This is a genomic window from Clostridium sp. BNL1100, assembly GCF_000244875.1.
Taxonomy (GTDB): Bacteria; Bacillota; Clostridia; order Acetivibrionales; family DSM-1351; genus Ruminiclostridium.
In genome coordinates, this window is sequence record NC_016791.1 from 945,157 (window position 1) to 961,036 (window position 15,880).

Genomic DNA, 15,880 nt, shown 5'->3' on the forward strand with positions numbered 1-15,880 from the left:
TGGAGGTTGATGCTAATGTTCAAGAAGGCACTTTGTGTCTTAATGGCTCTGATCATTATGATTGGGCTAATGATTCCTCAGACTGTTCAGGCTGAAAGTAATGCAGATATGGGAGAATCAAGTATACAGTCTGACAATCAAAGGCTGACTGTACAGCTTCAAAGGGTGGATTCAATACTTGTCTGGTTTGCAAATGTTATATTGAACCACGGATACGAAGACTGGTTTCCTGATAATAATTCCTGCAGTGATTACAACTATGATAATGGTATGTTCCAGTTTATCAAGGTAAAAATCACTAATACCAGCGATTCTGCTATTACACTTAACAGCAATAACCAACTGGTGCTAAGGTTTACAAACAAGTCGGGAAAAGAACTGGGTCTGAAAATCTATGAGTTTTCTGCCTACAAGAACATTGATAAGTCAAACAGGGAGTATACTTTCGGGTCCAGCTTACTATCCAACAGAACTATAAAAAGTCATGGGACGTGGGAAATCTACGGTTATGTAAAATGGATGAACTTTTCTGATTTGGGCTGTACTATAGTGAGACAGCCTGATGAGAATAAAATTCAGGTTAGACTTACTGAAAAAAGTTATCCAACTAATCCTTCCGAGTTTGCGTCGAAGGATAGGATTCATTCAGTGCTGAAGCTGTATAATGAGGGTAACAAGGACATAGATTTGGATAAAATAAGAATCCATTACTACTTTAATATGGATGGAGACTTAAACAAGGTTGCCCCAAAGACTGAAAAGGTAGAGGGAAAGATTTATAACTATCAGTCAGGCCGTTCAAATCCACAAGAAGATGTCATACAAACCCTTCCGTCAGTATTTATTAATATGGGTGAGTATTCCACACCTAAAGCTAACAGTTTTATTGAAATCGGGTTTCCGTCAAAAAGCAACGGTTCAGGTTACATGAATTGTTTGTATAAGTTTTTACGTTATTTCAGCAGTTTATGGAATGATAAATTTATTAAGCGTGATCTTAACTGGTTGGATGATATTCTTGAAAGGAGTACCAATTGTTCTTCAGATAAGGATAAACACAGATGGTGGTGGAACTGGAGTCAGGACTATACTATCAGTTCAAAGAATTATGAGCTTAGTGCGAAATCCGGTAACAATACTTCACACGCAGATATTGAACTTGAAATAGTCAAGGAATTTATTGCTCAAATGACAGGGGATACATCTAATCTGAGAAAATTTAACCAAGCTAATCACTACTCTTTTAATCCCGGAGAAGAAATGGATTGGGAAAGAGTAACAGTATATTATAATGGTGAACTTATATGGGGAAAAGAACCGGGACAAGAGCTTGCAGCACCTGAAACCCTTCAGGCAATTTCTAAAAGAGATGGCATACTGTTAAGATGGGATGAAGTAAACGGTGCGGAAGGTTATAAACTGTGGCGAAAAGGTCCGGGTGATTCTGATTTCGTCCAGCTTCCTCAGATATTATCTGACAGTTCGTTTACTGACAACAACGTAACACCGGGGGGAACCTATACATACAAGGTGCAGGCTGTTTCAGACAGTGGTGAGCAGTCGGGGCCATTTTCAAATGAGGCTTCTGCTACTGCATTGATTATGACTGGCAACGGACTGTACGCCGAATACTATAATTGGAAGCCTGTTGCCGGCAGTAGTTTGACAAACTACGGTTATGATTTAGGAAACAATTTTACAACTAATTATGTAATGGAAAATACGGAACTTGCCATGTCCAGAATTGACCCTAAAATTGATTTTACCAAAGATAATGCAGACACCTACTACAGATGGGGAGATAAAGCCCCTGATCCTAAGGTTAATGCAGATCACTATTCAGTGGTTTGGTCAGGGTATATTATGCCGGAATTTAATGAGGACTACACATTCTACACCAGAACGGATGACGGAGTGAAACTATGGATTGATTTAAACAGAAATGGAAGCTTTGATACAAATGAACTTTTGATTTCAAACTGGCAGAAGCATTCTGAGACAGAGAATAGTTCAAAGTCAGTGCAAATGGAAAAGGGTAAAAAATACAGAATAAGAATAGAATACTATGAAAACGAATACGATGCCGTTGCAAAGCTTTTATGGAGTAATCCGAAAAAAGCAAAGGAAGTAGTCCCAAACTCGCAGCTGTTTGTTGACGGAACCATTAATATCCCCAAGACTCCAACAAATCTTAAGGCAGATTTAAAAAATGACAGTAGTGTAGTCCTGACATGGGACAGTGTTCTTGAAGCACAGGGATATAAGATTTACCAAACAGACTGGGAGGGTATGACTACAATAATTAATGTAAAAGATAATTCATACACGGTGCCCAACCTGGCATCCGGGGAATACAAATTCAGTGTTAGTGCATGGAATGAGGCAGGCGAGAGTGCAAAATCTCAGTGGGTGAAGGTTGTAGTGGGGTTAGGTGCACCTCAGAATCTAGGGGGTACTGTAAATAAAAAGACAATTTACCTTTCATGGGATCCGGTGGATACTGCTTCGGGATACAGGCTGTACAGAGTATGCGATGGAATACAAACCACAGTTCTTTCGGTAGATAATACTTATACCGATAGTAAGGTTGAATACGGAAAGGTATACAAGTATTTTGTTTCGGCTATAAAAGAGGGATATGAGGGCGCAAAATCAAGAGAAATAACTATTGCCGTACCCCCGGACGCTCCGGCAAATCTAAAGGCAGCTCGTGAGGGAGCATCTGTTCAGCTGCGGTGGAGTCCTGCTCAGGGAGCCCAAACCTATAGTGTGTTAAGGTCTGATAGCTCCGATGGGACATACGAAATTATTAAAGAAGGAATAACCGGAACCTCCTTTAAGGACGGTTCCATTCCTGAAATAACAAACAACAGAGGAGTAAAGTACTATTATAAGGTAGTTGGCGTGGCGAACGGTGCAGTAGGCCCTTACTCAAACATTGCAGATGCAATAATGTATCCTTTTGTTGAAACCGAACTGGGTTTTGTAACGTATAATATAATAAATAATTCTAGAAACCCAAATCTTGAGTTTGTTCTGGGGTCATATGTACCTGTTTCTTTTGAACTACAACTTAAGAACAGAACTTCAAATCCGGGAATTGTAATGGATAAAGACATGGTAAATAAAATGAATATCAATGAAAACCCATTTTTCTTGGAGCTAGTCAGCAAAAACATAAAGGCTACTGTAAAGAAAAAAGATTCTACTGAGATTTTAAAGGTTAGTGATAGTAATATTACTAAAAAAGTGATTAAAGTAAATGATAAATATGTGATTAACATAGAAGTAAACGGAACTTATGATGCAGGAGATGTGGTGAAAATTGAGTTTGGCCCTAAAGTATCCACCTATAAGGATGATGATGTAGAGAATTACTACGGAAATATGTATCAGCTTAAATTAGGATTATACGTTGATGGTCATGGAAGCTATGAAAAGCCAATAGCAACAGATATTAATAAAAATATGCTTGCACCCCTTGAGGTAAAGATTGCCAATCCAAATAAACTCAATTAAAATCACATAACTTAAATAGTAACTTTTTTTAAAGACTTGATTTCCTTGATGGAGATTAAGTCTTTTTTATATATGGGCAATACAAGAAGTTATTGGGAAATATTACTAGTATATATATTCCAAATATGCTTTAAATAGGTTTGATTTTATTACCCGGATTTTGTATAATCTCAGTGTATCTGATTGAAAATTTCAATTCATGATTATACTACATAATGCCACGAAAAAATATCGGGAATGGGGTACTTCTAAATGAAAAACAGGAAAAATATTACGGTTTTATTCACATCTCTTTTTCTAAGTTTGACAGTTGCAGCAGGATCATTTTTCCTTACGGGATGTAATGAAAACGGGACAAAAGACCCTCAAAGCACAAGCACAAGTACAAGTGCAACTTCTTCATCTGCCGTAAGTACTGAAACAAAACCTTCAGATACTACAGCTGCAAATTCAACAGCGGCGGCTTCAGATTCCACAAAACAAGAGCAGGTACCTCAATCCGAAGGGTTGCAATTATCGCCAAGTATTGAAAAAGTAAAGGTTAAGGCTATATACCTTACAGGGCCTTCCGCAGGTTCGTCAGCAAGAGTTGACAAAATTATTAATATGGCCAAAAATACTGAATTGAATACTGTAGTTATTGATGTCAAGGAAGATGGTGCTGTAAACTATAGCACAAACCTTGACTTGGTTAAAAAATATGGTAAGCAGGTAAAATACTATAATCCTAAAGATGTTATAAAAAAATTCCATGACAATGGAATATATGTAATAGGTAGAATAGTTGTTTTCAAAGACCCTGTTCTGGCTAAGAACAGAGCAGACCTTGGTGTAAAGTCACCGAGCGGAAAGCTATGGCTGGAAAACGGTTCAACGCCTTGGACAAGCCCTTATATGGAAGAGGTTTGGGACTACAATATAGCAATAGCAAAGGAAGCTATTTCCTACGGCTTTGATGAAATCCAGTTTGATTATGTCAGATTCCCCACAGGAAGTAAAAAATCCTTTAATTTTGGTACAAATGTTCCCGAAAAGGCCGAAGCAATAAACGGGTTCCTTTCAAAATCAGAAAAAGAACTTCATCAGGAATTGGGAGTACCTGTTTCAGCAGACGTATTTGCAATAATTATTGAAAGCAAATTGGATGGAGAAAGTATTGGACAAAGGTTCCAAGAAGTAGGAAAAGATATATACTGCATAAGTCCAATGATTTACCCGTCACACTATGCAAACAACTCCCCAAAAGGAATAATGGGTAATGGTGTAGGTCAGAAGATTAATGGTGTTACTTATACAAAGCCGGATATGGATCCTTATGGCGTAGTCTACAATTCTTTGTTATCTGCAAAGAAAAAAATATCTGAAACTACGGGTTACAAGGCAAAATTAAGACCATATATACAGGCATTTACTGCCAGATATCTGCCAACGGGCTATTTCCAGACTTATGGCGCAGAGCAGGTCAAACAGCAAATCAAGGCTATTTATGATGCCGGATATGAAGAATGGATTCTTTGGGATCCAAGCAATAAATATCAGGAATCATATTTTGAAAAAGAAAAATAATTATTTCCGTAAAAAATGCCTTGCTTCATGTGAAATATGGGGCTGGGCGTTTTTTTTGAAAAAATCCGGCAATATTTAACTATATTGAACATATATAATTAAAGTGATACAATATGTAGTGTCTTTGAAATAATACAAATACAAAATATAGACTAATGAGAGGGGATTTATTCATGAAGTTATCGGAAAATGCCGTCAAAGTATTGGAGAAGAGATATCTGGAGAAGGACGAAAACGGAAATCTGCTTGAGGATTGCGAAGGAATGTTTCGTCGTGTTGCAAAGGCAATAGCATCTGCGGATGCCGCATATACTGATGAAAAAGGGTTGGCGGTAATTGAACAGGAATTTTATGATATGATGGCTAATCTTGAATTTTTACCTAATTCACCTACTTTGATGAATGCCGGAAGACCTTTGGGGCAGTTAAGTGCTTGTTTTGTTCTTCCTGTAGAAGATACGATGGAAGGCATTTTTGAATCCATAAAAAATGCTGCATTAATACATAAAAGCGGTGGGGGAACAGGTTTCAGCTTTTCCAGACTCCGTGCAAAAGGATCAACTGTAAATTCAACCGGTGGCGTTGCAAGCGGCCCTATAAGTTTTATGAAGGTTTTTAATGCCGCAACAGAAGCGGTAAAACAGGGGGGAACCAGACGTGGTGCCAACATGGGGATTCTCAGAATTGATCACCCTGATATTATGGAGTTCATTTCCTGCAAAAGTGATAATTCAGAAATAACTAATTTTAATCTAAGTGTTGGAATTACTGAAGATTTCATGAAAGCCGTTGAACACAATTTGGAATATGAACTTTTGGATCCTAAAACAAAGAAGCCTGTTGCTAAACTTAACGCTAAAGAGGTATTTGATATAATCGTGGAAATGGCTTGGAAAAACGGGGAGCCGGGTATAATTTTCCTGGACAGGCTTAACCGGGATAATGTAACTCCTAAGCTTGGTGAAATAGAAAGTACCAATCCCTGCGGTGAGCAGCCATTGTTGCCTTATGAGGCTTGTAATCTTGGTTCAATAAATTTATATAATATGATGGATGATTCACATAAAGGCCTTGATTTTGAGAAATTGGGAAACACAGTACGAAAAGCAGTACGTTTTCTGGATAATGTAATAGAGGTCAACAAATATCCTCTGCCAGAAATAGATAAAATGACAAGAGGTACCAGAAAAATAGGCCTTGGAGTTATGGGATGGGCAGACACACTCTGTGCTTTGGGTGTAGCATATAATTCTCAAGCTGCAATTGATTTAGCGGACAAGGTTATGTCCTTTATCAGTGATACTGCACTGAAAGCTTCACAGGATTTGGCCGAATTAAAGGGTGCTTTTCCATTTTATGAGGACAGCATATATGCTCAAAAAGGTATAAAGATGAGAAATGCTACTACTACCACCATTGCACCTACAGGTACATTGAGCTTGATAGCTGGTGTTTCAAGCGGAATTGAGCCGATTTTTGCAATTTCATATATTAGAAATGTTATGGACAACAGTGAACTGGTGGAGGTTAACCCTGTATTTAAAGGGGCCGCGCTTTCAGGGAACTTTTATTCAGACGAGCTTATGAAAAAAATCGCTCGGGTTGGAACTGTTAAAAATATGAATGAGGTACCAAAGAATGTTCAAGACATTTTTGTTACTGCACATGATGTCCTTCCAGAGTGGCATGTAAAAATGCAGGCGGCCTTCCAGCGGCATACAGACAATGCGGTTTCCAAGACAGTTAACCTGAGTCATGATGCGACTACGGATGATGTAAGAGAGGTATTCACTCTGGCCTATAAGACCCAGTGTAAGGGGGTTACAATTTACAGAGACGGAAGCCGTGACTTACAGGTTCTAAATATTGGAAAAGTTAAAGGTAAGGAAGGCAACGCTGACAAGGAGTTGCCAGCCGGAGAGAATATTTACTGCGATTCCTGTGCGATCAATAATATGCCCGGGAAAATAGAACCAAGGCCAAGACCCGACATTACAACAGGTTTTACGGAAAAAGTGGGAATAGGCTGCGGAAATCTTTATATTACTGTAAACTATGACGAAAACGGTATTTGCGAGGTCTTCACAAATACAGGACGTGCAGGAGGCTGTCCTTCTCAATCAGAAGCAACAAGCCGTCTTGTGTCGGTAGCATTACGTTCAGGTATGGATGTGAAGTCAATTGTTGAACAGCTAAAAGGCATAAGATGCCCGTCTACAATACGTCAGAAGGGCTTGAAGGTTTTGTCCTGCCCGGATGCAATAGGCAGGCTCATAGAAAAGGTTGCGAAAATCCAGAGCAGCAAAGACGAGGATGTGTCAGGAGAAATATGTGCAACAACTGAATACAGTCTCTTACAAAAGCCTTCTGCAAGAACTGCTGACGCTGAACAAAGTGAGTGCGACTCACAATGCGGCAGCTGTACAATGAAGGAAGTATGCTCAAATCCCGGTATTGAAGAGGACTTTGTAAGTGCGGAATGCCCGGAGTGTGGTAAAGCACTTGAGCATGAAGGCGGTTGTGTTATTTGCAGGAGTTGCGGGTATAGTAAGTGTGGGTGATTCCTTCCGATATTATAAATTCGGTAAGTGCTGATATAAGCGGGGTTTTAGTAGATGTATTCGGGAAATAAATTTTGTGATCTAGAAATAAAATGGACAATACTTAAAATTCTTGATAAAAAAGGCTTCCAAAGGGAGCCTTTTTTATATTTAAAATATATGTTACCTAATAAGTTTTTAATCGCCCATTAGATTATAGTTTCCTTAAAAATCAAATAATCTATCTGTAATTGCTAGGAAATCGTATATGTCAAATTAACTCTATATGTTGAAGGAATTTCAATATTTATGTCGAAAATACTATTACAGGTATAATTCAGGAAATATGGATATGGTATTATAATTGCTGTTCAGCATAGGTTACTACATTGAAGCTATTATTAAAGATTTATCTGAACGAGGCGAAGCGAATGAAATATTAAAGTATTGTTCTGACTTGGAACATAAATACAATGTCTGTAAAAAGTGTATTGAAGACCTCAATGTTTTGTAAAGTAAAAGTATACCCACCAATATCTATTATCAAGGTATTATAAATAGAGGAATAAGACATATTTTATGCAAAATCTCTGACAGGTGTCACAACATATCTACTATGGCTGGGGCTTTCAGTATTGGAAAAATGAAAAGCTATGTTGAAGAAACCGAGGATTATGTTCTTCCTCTTTGTAAATTTGCTAAAAATCATTATCCTCAATTTTCTGACCAGATATTCGCAATGAGGTATTTTGTAGAAAGCATAAATAAAGCTGTTAAAACCTTCGTCGGTATGATTGAGAATAAAAAAGAAACATCCAAGAATTTGGAGGTAACTTTATCGATAATAGTGGGGGTTCAAACCACCAACGAAGAACTATTGAAAAAACAGATAAGAGCAATGATGTAGAATTTGCAAAAGCTCAAGTCCAACATACAAAAAGATGTCGTGACTGCTTTAAGTGAATTAATCAACAAAGAGAAGAGATTTATATTAACATAATGAAATAACAGTATATTAAAGGAACAAGTGGAGCTAAAAATGACCGAACTTAGAAATTGTAGACAATGTGGAAAGCTTTATGGCAATGTAGGTGGTTCAAGTATCTGTCCTAAATGCCATGAGGCTGAAGAAGAAGTGTTCAGGACTGTAAAAGAATATGTGTATGATAACCCAAAAGCAACGATATCCCAGGTATCAACTGAATTGGACGTAAGTGTAGCAAAAATCAAGCGTTACCTTAGAGAGGGCAGACTTGAAATTGTAGGTGATTCCAACATGTTCTTAGAATGTTTAAGTTGCGGAAAAGCAATAAAAACAGGTAAGGTATGCAGTGAATGTGCACACGATATTGCAAATAGTTTTGAAGATACAGCTATTGAAATAGATAAGGCAATAGCAAAACAAAATGCGGAAAAAAAGATTGATATGAGATATCTCAAAGATAAGAAGCAGGGTGAATCCAAAGGAGGAGATTAGTATAAACCTTGTTAAGATAAGAAATTCCACATAAAACGATCAGTATTTTTAGCCAAAACTTAATCAATAGTGTTAATAATTACAAACCTGTACTTTTTCACTGAATACTGAGCAGTAACTTGTAAAAGGTATTGTTACAAATCCATAATATTCTCAACACATGGAGAAACATTACTTTGGTTAAGTAGATTTTATTGTTAGGATGTCCATAAATAAAATAAATATGATTATTATTACTATACAATGATGTCTAGGATTCTCTACTTTAGCAAATAGGAATGGTCTACATACCCACTTCAATTTCCAATATCGGAATTTTTGAGGGTAATATGGTCGTTTCCCAGTAGAATTTCTGATATTCGATTTTAGTAAGTGCAATATAAGAGAAAATTATGCATGAATGAGAGCTATTTATAACTTGATATAATTGTATTATGTGGAGAGCAAAGCCGATTAACCTGAGAGAAAGGTTAATCGGCTTCGCTTTAATGTAAAGTAAGCAGAGTAATACATAAATATAGAAATAAATGTTATGATTATACTTAATTATTACATAAAATGTTGGAATGTGGTAGAATGAACTAAATAATGAAATGGCTTTATTATATAAAAAAGCTAATTTAATAATGACAATAATATGACTAGATGTGAGGCTGAAAAGTTAATAAAAAAATAAGGGGCCGAAGGTTACCAAGTAAAATCCAATATTATACTAATATTTGCTCAAACTAAACTTTCGCATTGATATCAAATTCTAATATTACACGGGTAAATGGAATATATTAAATGGAGGTTGGAATAATGCAATCATATTATAAAGATGTTAAAAATATAAATGATAAAGTTTATAGAGATTTAGATAAAATTTTAAAGAACCTCAATAAGAAATTTCATTTGAAGTTATATGCAGTAGTCTCAAATAGTAAGGGAAAATATCAAACCTGTTTTAGAGTAAAAAAAACATTGATGATGAATTCCAAAGATGATTTTCAAATTAATCAAGATGAGCTACTTGAAATCGATAATATATTTACAGAATTGAGTATTCCTAACCGGTTTTTAGATAATGAAAGCGATTTTATAAAAAAAATCAAAGAATATTTAGATAAAAGGGAGTATCTCCAAACTGATAAGTTTGCTTTGGAAGAGATAGCTATAACAAGGGAAAATGGAACTGTTGGAATAGACGAAAATGAAAATGTATTGTCAAGAATTGACAACTCGACGTCACTTTACTCAAATAGATTTAAAATAGATGTTGATTCGGGTACACAAAAGGTTACATATATACTTACATATATTCTTGAAATACGAAATGTAGATGCTCAAACAATAAATGTGTTTTATAATAGGCCAGTATGTTCTTTTATTAGAATTATTTTAGATTATTTTTTCATAGAGCATTATTTATCTATTAATGATAAGTTGAGTTTAAATGAGGATGGAGAACTTCAAAAGAAAAATAATGAAAACAGCTTAAGTTTTACTAGAAGGATGTCACGAATATTCTATGGGAAAATTAGAAGTATATTGATGCAGAATCATTTAAAGAATGAGTCGTTAAAAGAATATGATAATATTGTTTGCAACGACTACTATATTAATAATATGATTGAGGAATTAGACGATATCTCCTCAAAAACTTATGAAGGTGCAAGTCCGTTTGGCAGTATATTGTTTTTGACTAAAGATTGTATTGATGAAAGCATTTCTAAAATAAAATATGCTATAAAATTTAGAGATAAGGATAAAATCCCATTAAATGACTCAAAGATGATACGTAAATTATTAGAAATGGCAAATGAAAGTGCTGGATTATATTTAATTGCGGATTATCAGCAAATTCTAGGATTAGGTGAAGTAAAGTGGAATCAACTTGGAAATTCTGTACTATTCAGAGTTGATTTTAAAGGACTTTCTAAATATAACCTTGTTTGTGTATTTACTGAAGAAAAACAGTATACGGAAGGTAAGGTTATTGTAGAAGATGATAAAAAAACTTATAAGTGTGCTAAAAACTTAGAAATAGTTGAAGATAATCTGGTAAGTATATTATTTAGAAATCCAAAAATAAAAGAAGAGGAGTATACTCCAGAAAAATTTAAGAAATTAGTAAAAACTATATTTTTTGGAGAGAACTCTCATATTGTTGTTGATGGGGCCATTGATGTAAATATAGAAAAATTGGAAAAGATAGTAAGGAAGGCAAAAGAACAGAAACATGGGACTATGGTAGTTATCACTGATACTGATACTGCAAGTAATGAGATGGAGGCCTTAAGAAAACAGTCTACACTTATAGAAAGAATGGATATTGATCCAAATCATATAAAATATTTAACTTCAATTGACGGTGCTATTTATTTTGATATTTATGGCAAATGTCATGCTTTAGGTGTAATTCTAGATGGTATAGCACATGAAGATACTGGAGATGCAAGTAGAGGAGCAAGGTATAATTCAGCACATAGGTATTTGAAGAAGCTTAACGTTCATGGAAAAAAGTGCGTTATTGTAATAATATCTGAAGATGGTATGATCGATATGCTACCAGAATTAGACAATCAAGAAAATATTTATAATCTAGCTCAAGAAATCGTTGATTTGATAAGCGAAAAGGAAATTGAAGAAAATATTAAATTAATGGAAAAGGAAGCTGAGTTGGGGCGTTTTCAAAGTGTTGACTGTGATATATATTTTTTGATAGCGGAAGGATTCTTTAAAAAAAGAGATTATGTAAAAGCAATAGAGTATTATAATAAGGGAATTGATTCAGCAGGTAATAATTTTGTTTCTCCTAACTATTTCAATAACAAAGGTAAATGCCACGACTATATAAAGGATGAAAACAATTATACGGAAGCAATTAAATGTTATGAATGTGCTATCAAAAATTGTAATGATCAAAATTCTATTTTGAAATATAATGAGAATATTGGAAGTTCTAGTATATCATTGGGCATGAAATTATTTAATAATAATAAGAGTAAAGAGGCAAGAGAGTATATTGAAAAAACAATTGAGTATATTGAAAGATGTTTTCGGATAGCGAGAGATAATAAAATTGAAATAGAGGCAGAAATTTTTAATTTAAGAGGATTAGGACATAATTATTTGGCAAAAATAGAGAAAAATAATGAATTGAAATTAGAATTACAAAAAAAAGCAATTGAAGACTATACTAATGCCCTAAAAATTAGTAAAAGCTACGCTTACTATTGGAATAGAGCATTTCCATATATGGGATTAATGATGTACGAAGAAGCAATAGATAATTATTTGAACGCAATTATTTTAAAGCCAGATGATAACGACTCTGTAAAGCAAATTCAAAATATATTAAAAAATAACGCTAGTCTAGGTATTAAAGCTCTAGATTCCTATAAGAAGAAATGTTTGGAATCTAGGGTTAAAGAAAATGAAGAATTACTAAAACTACTGAATGATAATATCGCAAAGATAAGCAAAGATAGCAATATATCACAATCAAACAAGTAACTCACATTATCTATAAAACTCTTTAGAATTCTGGTCTGCATACCCCTTCCATTTCCAATATCAGAACTTTTAAAGGGTAATATAGTCGTTTCCCAGTAGAACTTTGCAAATTACTTTCTCTGAAAGGTGCATGGTAGGAGGATTTTAATAATATTGCGTTAACCGCATAGAAATTGCAGCTGGTGCAAATAAACTAACATAAATGGCTTCAACGCACGATTTAGTGGCATTTTAATATTTTAAAATATACGAAGCAGGATAGTTTGAAAACACTATCCTGCTTTTTAAAATATCAGAAGTTGAAACTCTTCACATGATACAAAAAGGACAAGTTGGCAAATCAAATATAATTTAAGAAGTTATTTTGATAAACCACTTTTCTGTGTTGCAAAAAAAAATAGTTATTCAGAAAAACTCTATACTTTTATTGTTTTTACGCAGACTCAGAAAGTATAAAATTTGTATATATGGTATAATTTAGTTGAACTTCAATTTGTCCGGCGGGACGCTTTTATTAAGTTATAAAATTTGCAAGGAGGTTTTTATGAAAGAGCCAAAGATATTTAAAATGCACTTTTTTGTTAGTAAAACACTGTTTTTTGCGGTAATGATGTTTATAATAACTTTGCTTAGTATACCGGTATTTGCTGCAAGCTCGGAAATAGTACCAGTTAAACCGAGAGTTGATCTGACTCCTATTAGCATAAAATACGCAGATACTCTGACAACCGGAAAACTAATCGGATTTGACTGCTTGGTCAGAAATTTAGGCACTGCAAATTCCTCGGGTTTTACTGTTAAATGGTTTGTTGACGGCAAAGAAATATGCACAGGTCATCATATTGGAATTCCGGCAGGCAAGTCGATAATTGATCCAAGCGATGGAGGCACACTTTTTTACACATTTAGTTCAGCAGGAACATATACAATCACTATTCAGGTAGACAGTAATAATGAAGTGTCTGAACTTAATGAAAAAAATAACAGTTTATCTCTCACTGTTACAGTTGTATCACCTCAGGCAGATCTTGTTCCAACAACTATAACTGCTTCTGCCACAACAAATATAAAGCTTGGTCAGCACATAACATTTGACAGCGGTGTAAAGAATACGGGAGGTGCTGATGCTTCCGGCTTTGCGGTTAAGTGGCTGGTTAATAACATCCAATTTGGCTACGGCGGCCATGAGCCTGTTCCTGCAAATACTACAGTAATGAATGGGAACAGTCAGTTTGAATACACTTTTAATTCTCCGGGAACCTATACCATAACCTTTCAGGTTGATTCCGACAAAGATATAAATGAAGCAAATGAAAATAATAATGAAACATCGATTATCATCACGGTACCCAAAACAGATCTTGTTCCAACCGGTATTTCAGTTTCTGCTACCACAAATATCAAGGTTGGGCAGCTTATTACGTTTGAAAGCGGCATAATAAATAACGGAGGTGTCAATGCCTCGGGCTTTTACGTAAAATGGTTTATCAACGGTATTGAGGTTGCCTGCAATGGTTATGGGGAAGTCCCTGCCTACAGTACCGTATACCATCAAAACGGTAAGTTAAGCTATTCTTTCAATGCTCCCGGGACATATACAATAACCTTCCTGATTGACCCTGACAATAAGCTCAACGAATCATATACAGGGAACAATACAGCGTCTACCACCATTACAATACTTCCGGCAGACCTTGTTCCAACAATGATTACAACTACTCAGGTTACTTATGTTAATGTTGGAAAACCTGTAACCTTCACATGCGGGATCAGAAATGACGGAGGTGTGGGTACAAGTGCATTTAATGTCAAATGGTTTGTAGACGGTGTTGAAGTTGGAGCTCAAAGCTACTCTGGAGTTCCTGCACGCACTACTATAGCTGAAATTAGCCGCCTTGATTACACTTTTAACTCACCGGGAAATCATACGGTCTTATTTCGGGTAGATTCCAGTGATTTAATATATGAATACAATGAAATTGACAATGAAACGACTGCAATAATCACTGTTACAAATTAATCACGATAGTATCGGCAAGTTTTGACTTTATATATTTAATTTTCAAAATTTATATACCAATCAAAAAGATTATATTGAAATGTAAAACATTTACAGTTTATAATTAAATTAACGTTGACAAAAACGTCTCATTAAAGTTCTTAATCTTTACTGTAAGATAAGAACTGATCATAGGAGGAAAAACAATGTATAGTTTAAGAAAAAGACTGTTATCATTAATAATGGTGTTAAGCATTTGTCTGTGCGTAAGTTCAGTTTGTAATGCTAACCAGGCCACTTCACAAGACGTAACTGCGGCGGTATCAGGACTTATCGGAGATCTGAACGGAGATAGTGCCATCGATGCACTGGATTATTCGTTAATGAAGCAATTCCTACTTGGTACCGTTACAAATCTACCTGTTCAGGATGATCTATATGCTGCTGACCTTGACGGTGATGCAAAAATAACAGCATTGGATTTATCCTTATCAAAGCAATATCTTTTAGGACTCATTACAAAGTTTCCTAAAACTCCGCCTCAAAACGTTACTACTGTTGTAATGCCTTTGGGTGATTCAATAACTGACGGTTTAACTGTACCGGGAGGTTACCGAATCAAGCTATGGAATAATATAACAAATGCAGGGCTAAAAGTTGATTTTGTGGGCTCTATGTCAAACGGACCTACGGAACTTGGTGATAAGAATCATGAAGGCCACTCTGGCTGGCGTATTGATCAGATTGATGCTAATATTAATGCCTGGATGACCACATATAAACCCAAAATCGTTTTATTACATATCGGTACGAATGATATCTCACAAAAATATGATTTGGCTAATGCACCTACCAGATTAAGTGCATTAATTGACAAGATTTGTGCTAAATTACCGAGCGATGGCAAACTCTATGTTGCTAAAGTTATTCCTTTGAGCTATGCAGATGTCAGCAACTATAACACTCAAGTTGCTCAAGTAGTTCAAAACAAGGTTAATCAAGGTAAGCCCGTGTTTATTGTTGATATGTATACTGCAATTACTACTGCCGATTTAGCAGATGGAGTTCATTGTAATAGAACAGGTTATGATAAGATGGCGGATGTTTGGTATAATGCTATCAAAAATGATTTAGGTAAATAATTTACCTTGATGGGATGTAAATAAAGAAAAATCAATTGGATAAAGTGATTTTTGTATTTTCCATAAAAAGATTTTACTAAGTCACTTTATTTATTTTAAAGCAAACAATATAAAAGTATGTAATAAGAAAATCTTAAGA

At 35.2% G+C, this 15,880-nt stretch carries 8 protein-coding genes; all 8 read left to right on the plus strand.

Annotation, left to right across the window (positions count from 1 at the left end; all coding sequences use genetic code 11):
• The first annotated feature begins 15 nt into the window (after positions 1–15).
• Positions 16–3,519 carry a PA14 domain-containing protein gene (locus CLO1100_RS04110; RefSeq protein WP_014312490.1) on the plus strand — a complete coding sequence of 1,168 codons (3,504 nt, stop codon included), beginning with the start codon at positions 16–18 and terminating at the stop codon, positions 3,517–3,519.
• A gap of 252 nt (positions 3,520–3,771) precedes the next feature.
• Positions 3,772–5,085 (plus strand): putative glycoside hydrolase, encoded by a 1,314-nt coding sequence (locus tag CLO1100_RS04115; RefSeq protein WP_014312491.1) that lies wholly within the window; start codon positions 3,772–3,774, stop codon positions 5,083–5,085.
• A 173-nt stretch (positions 5,086–5,258) separates the two neighbouring features.
• Positions 5,259–7,646, plus strand: coding sequence for a vitamin B12-dependent ribonucleotide reductase (locus CLO1100_RS04120; protein ID WP_014312492.1), 2,388 nt, complete (start codon positions 5,259–5,261; stop codon positions 7,644–7,646).
• A 622-nt stretch (positions 7,647–8,268) separates the two neighbouring features.
• Positions 8,269–8,532: a hypothetical protein gene (locus CLO1100_RS04125; protein WP_148265057.1), complete on the plus strand. Its 264-nt coding sequence runs from the start codon at positions 8,269–8,271 to the stop codon at positions 8,530–8,532.
• A 132-nt stretch (positions 8,533–8,664) separates the two neighbouring features.
• Positions 8,665–9,102: a MerR family transcriptional regulator gene (locus CLO1100_RS04130; protein WP_014312493.1), complete on the plus strand. Its 438-nt coding sequence runs from the start codon at positions 8,665–8,667 to the stop codon at positions 9,100–9,102.
• 801 nt (positions 9,103–9,903) lie between these two features.
• Complete coding sequence (locus CLO1100_RS19930) at positions 9,904–12,600, plus strand: diadenylate cyclase (RefSeq protein WP_014312494.1); 2,697 nt, start codon at positions 9,904–9,906, stop codon at positions 12,598–12,600.
• Positions 12,601–13,144: 544 nt separating this feature from the next.
• On the plus strand, positions 13,145–14,620 hold the full coding sequence (locus CLO1100_RS04140; RefSeq protein WP_014312495.1) for a CARDB domain-containing protein: 1,476 nt from the start codon (positions 13,145–13,147) through the stop codon (positions 14,618–14,620).
• Between the two features lie 185 nt (positions 14,621–14,805).
• A complete protein-coding gene (locus CLO1100_RS04145; protein ID WP_014312496.1) occupies positions 14,806–15,741 on the plus strand; it encodes a GDSL-type esterase/lipase family protein in 936 nt (311 codons plus the stop codon).
• Positions 15,742–15,880 lie beyond the last annotated feature (139 nt).